This is a genomic window from Alcanivorax sp. HI0083, from assembly GCF_001635175.1.
In genome coordinates, this window is sequence record NZ_LWFX01001228.1 from 1 (window position 1) to 3,009 (window position 3,009).

Sequence of the window (3,009 nt, forward strand, 5' to 3'; positions counted from 1 at the left end):
CCGTGTACGAGGCCGACCAGGGTGCGCCGCCCGAAGGGGACTTTGACCCGGCTGCCCCGGGGGGGTACCACGGTGCCGTGCAGAACATAGTCAAAACACCCGGGCAGGGGCACGGGCAGGGCAATTTGCAGGGTGTTTTTCGGTGACACGGAATTTCCTGGAGCCAGCGGCGGCTTTGCGCTTGCGGAATGGGGACAAGCTGTTATGATTCGCCTTCTTTTTCCCAGGCGCAAGCCGTGTGGTGCCTGTCGTAGAGGCCGGTAGCGACACAAAATGGAGCTTAGCAATGAAACCAGAGATTCATCCCGATTACCAGACAGCGACCTATTCCTGTAGCTGTGGCAACGTTATCGAGTCCCGTTCCACCAAGGGTGGCGCCATGGACCTGGACGTTTGTTCTGCCTGTCACCCGTTCTACACTGGCAAGCAGAAGCAGGCCGACAGCGGCGGCCAGATCGACAAGTTCAAGCAGCGCTTTGGCATGATGCGCAGCAAGAAGGACTGATACGGCGTCTTCACAGCGCCTATTGTAAAAAGCACCCTGCCGGGTGCTTTTTACGTTAAGTACTTGCGTACACACTGTATATCCCAACTAGGGAAGCGGAGACCAGCATGTCCGAGGATTTAAAAGCGGCGGCCCTGGAATACCACGCCAAACCGCGGCCAGGGAAAATCAGCGTCGAGGTGACCAAGCCGGCGGCGACCAGTCGAGATCTGAGCCTGGCGTATAGCCCGGGTGTGGCGGAGCCGGTGCGTGAAATCGCCCGGGAGCCGGAGCTGGCTTACCGCTTTACCTCCAAAGGCAACCTGGTGGCGGTCATCAGCGATGGCACCGCGATTCTCGGCCTGGGAAATCTGGGCGCGCTGGCCTCCAAGCCGGTGATGGAAGGCAAGGGGATCCTGTTCAAGCTGTTTGCCGGTATTGATGTGTTCGATATTGAGGTGGACGCAGAAGATTCCCAGGCCTTTATCGATACGGTGATGCGTATCCATCGCACCTTTGGTGGTATCAATCTGGAAGATATCCGCGCGCCGGAATGTTTCGAGATCGAGCGGATCCTCAAAGAGCAGTGTGAAGTGCCGGTGTTTCATGATGACCAGCACGGTACGGCCATTGTGGTGGGTGCCGGCCTGATTAACGCGCTGGAAATCCAGAACAAGCGTATCGAAGATATCAAGGTCGTTTGCGTGGGTGCCGGTGCCGCCGGCGTGGCGTCCGTGCGTCTGCTGATCGAAATGGGCGCGCGCAAGGAAAATATCCTGGTGCTGGACCGCAAGGGCGTAATCCACAGCCGTCGCGATGACCTGAATCAGTACAAGGCGGCGCTGGCCAACGATACTGACAAGCGCACTCTGGATGATGCGGTTGAAGACGCCGATGTGTTTATCGGGGTTTCTGGCCCTGACATGCTCACGCCGGAGATGGTCAAGAAGATGGCGCCCAAGCCGATCATTTTCGCGCTGGCCAACCCGGACCCGGAAATTCGCCCGGAAGTGGCCAAGGCGGCGCGTTCGGATGCGATTGTGGCGACCGGTCGTTCGGATTTCCCCAATCAGGTGAACAACGTGTTGTGTTTCCCGTACATGTTCCGCGGGGCGCTGGATGTGCGTTCCACGTCCATCACCGAGGAAATGAAGATCGCGGCGGTACATGCCATCGCCGAGCTGGTACGCACCGCGCCTCCGCAGGAGGTGCTGGATGCCTACGGCGGCGAGCCGCTGACGTTTGGTGCTGATTATATTATCCCCAAGCCGAACGATCCGCGTTTACTGGGCAAGGTGTCTGCGGCTGTGGCCAAGGCAGCGGTGGATTGCGGTGTGGCCCGTAAGGGTTACCCATCGCACTACCCGCTGAATTCGCTGGACGAGATCTTTCCGGAGTTGTGATGACGCCGGACGCAGGACGTCCCATGCCTGATGCATAAAAAACCGCCCTCGAGGGGCGGTTTTTTTATGCCTTTGCATCGGGCATCAGGCATGGAGCGTCATGCTTCCTGCGTCAAAATATCTGCTCCGGAGCACTGTGCCCGCCCGGTCCTCGTGCTGGCTCCATATCGGGCACCTGGCTTTGGATGAAATACTCGCGGATGGCGTCCGGGTTCTCCGGGCGGGCCAGCAGGCCGCTGTCCGGGTCGATGCGCACGGTGGCGATGCCGGAAGGTTGCTCCAGTTGGCGGTCAGGGACGCCTTCCAGTGCCGGCCCCATGTAATCCATCCAGATGGGCAGGGCGGCCTTGCCGCCATACTCACCCCAGCCCAGAGAGGCGGGGTTGTCGAAGCCAACCCAGACAGTGGCGACCAGGTCCGGCGAGTAGCCGGAGAACCAGGCGTCCACCTGATCGTTGGTGGTCCCGGTCTTGCCGGCCAGATCCCGGCGGCCCAGGCCGTTGGCCTGGTGGCCGGTGCCACGGCGTACCACATCTTGCAGTATGGAGTTCATTAGCCAGGCAATGCGGGCGTCGATTACGCGCGGGGCCATGACCGGCGGTGGCTGGCGGGGCTGGGTGGTGCTGTCATCGCTGTCGCTATTGGCTGTGTCGACTTCGGTCATGCCGCCTTGGGGGGCGTTATCGGTTTGCGGCGGCCGGCAGGGGCTTTCGCAGAAAACCACCTCTGGCGCTTTCCAGAGCACGTCCCCGTTGTCCTTTTCGATTTGCACGATACTCCAGGGGGTAACCCGGTAGCCGCCGTTGGCGAAGATGCTGTAGGCCGAGGCGATGTCCATGGGGGTCACGCTGGCGCTGCCCAGTGCCAGGGACAGATCGCGCTGGAAGGTGTCTGCCGGCAGGCCGAAGCGCTTCAGGGTGCCCATGGCCTGGCTGATGCCGACCTGGCGAAGAATGCGGATGGAAACCAGGTTCAGCGAGCGGTACAGGGCTTCGCGCATGCGGGTGGGGCCATAAAACTTGCCGCTGGCACCGGTGGGGCGCCAGGCGGTTTCCAGCTTGTCGTCGTCAAAGACCACCGGGGCATCGTTGATGATGGAGGCCGGGGTGAAGCCGTTTTCCA

At 61.0% G+C, this 3,009-nt stretch carries 4 protein-coding genes; 2 read left to right on the forward strand and 2 right to left on the reverse strand.

Annotated elements, in window-relative coordinates; genetic code table 11:
* Positions 1-149 (reverse strand): hypothetical protein (locus A3754_RS28755; RefSeq protein ID WP_197468702.1); only part of this gene is annotated, 149 nt, incomplete at its 3' end.
* A 137-nt stretch (positions 150-286) separates the two neighbouring features.
* Between A3754_RS28755 and rpmE the strand changes: the two genes are divergently transcribed.
* Positions 287-505, forward strand: a complete 219-nt coding sequence (gene rpmE, locus A3754_RS17855) for a 50S ribosomal protein L31 (protein ID WP_063520783.1) — start codon at positions 287-289, stop codon at positions 503-505.
* A gap of 107 nt (positions 506-612) precedes the next feature.
* Positions 613-1,887 carry a malic enzyme-like NAD(P)-binding protein gene (locus tag A3754_RS17860; RefSeq protein WP_063520784.1) on the forward strand — a complete coding sequence of 425 codons (1,275 nt, stop codon included), beginning with the start codon at positions 613-615 and terminating at the stop codon, positions 1,885-1,887.
* A gap of 112 nt (positions 1,888-1,999) precedes the next feature.
* Here A3754_RS17860 and A3754_RS17865 read toward each other — a convergent pair.
* Positions 2,000-3,009, reverse strand: a 1,010-nt coding sequence (locus A3754_RS17865) for a penicillin-binding transpeptidase domain-containing protein (protein ID WP_255363144.1), incomplete at its 5' end; no start/stop codon positions are given.

Excerpts from the sequence above, each read along its gene's own strand:
- A3754_RS17860 (WP_063520784.1), top strand. The coding sequence starts at position 613 with ATGTCCGAGGATTTAAAAGCGGCGGCCCTGGAATACCACGCCAAACCG.
- rpmE (WP_063520783.1), top strand. The coding sequence starts at position 287 with ATGAAACCAGAGATTCATCCCGATTACCAGACAGCGACCTATTCCTGT.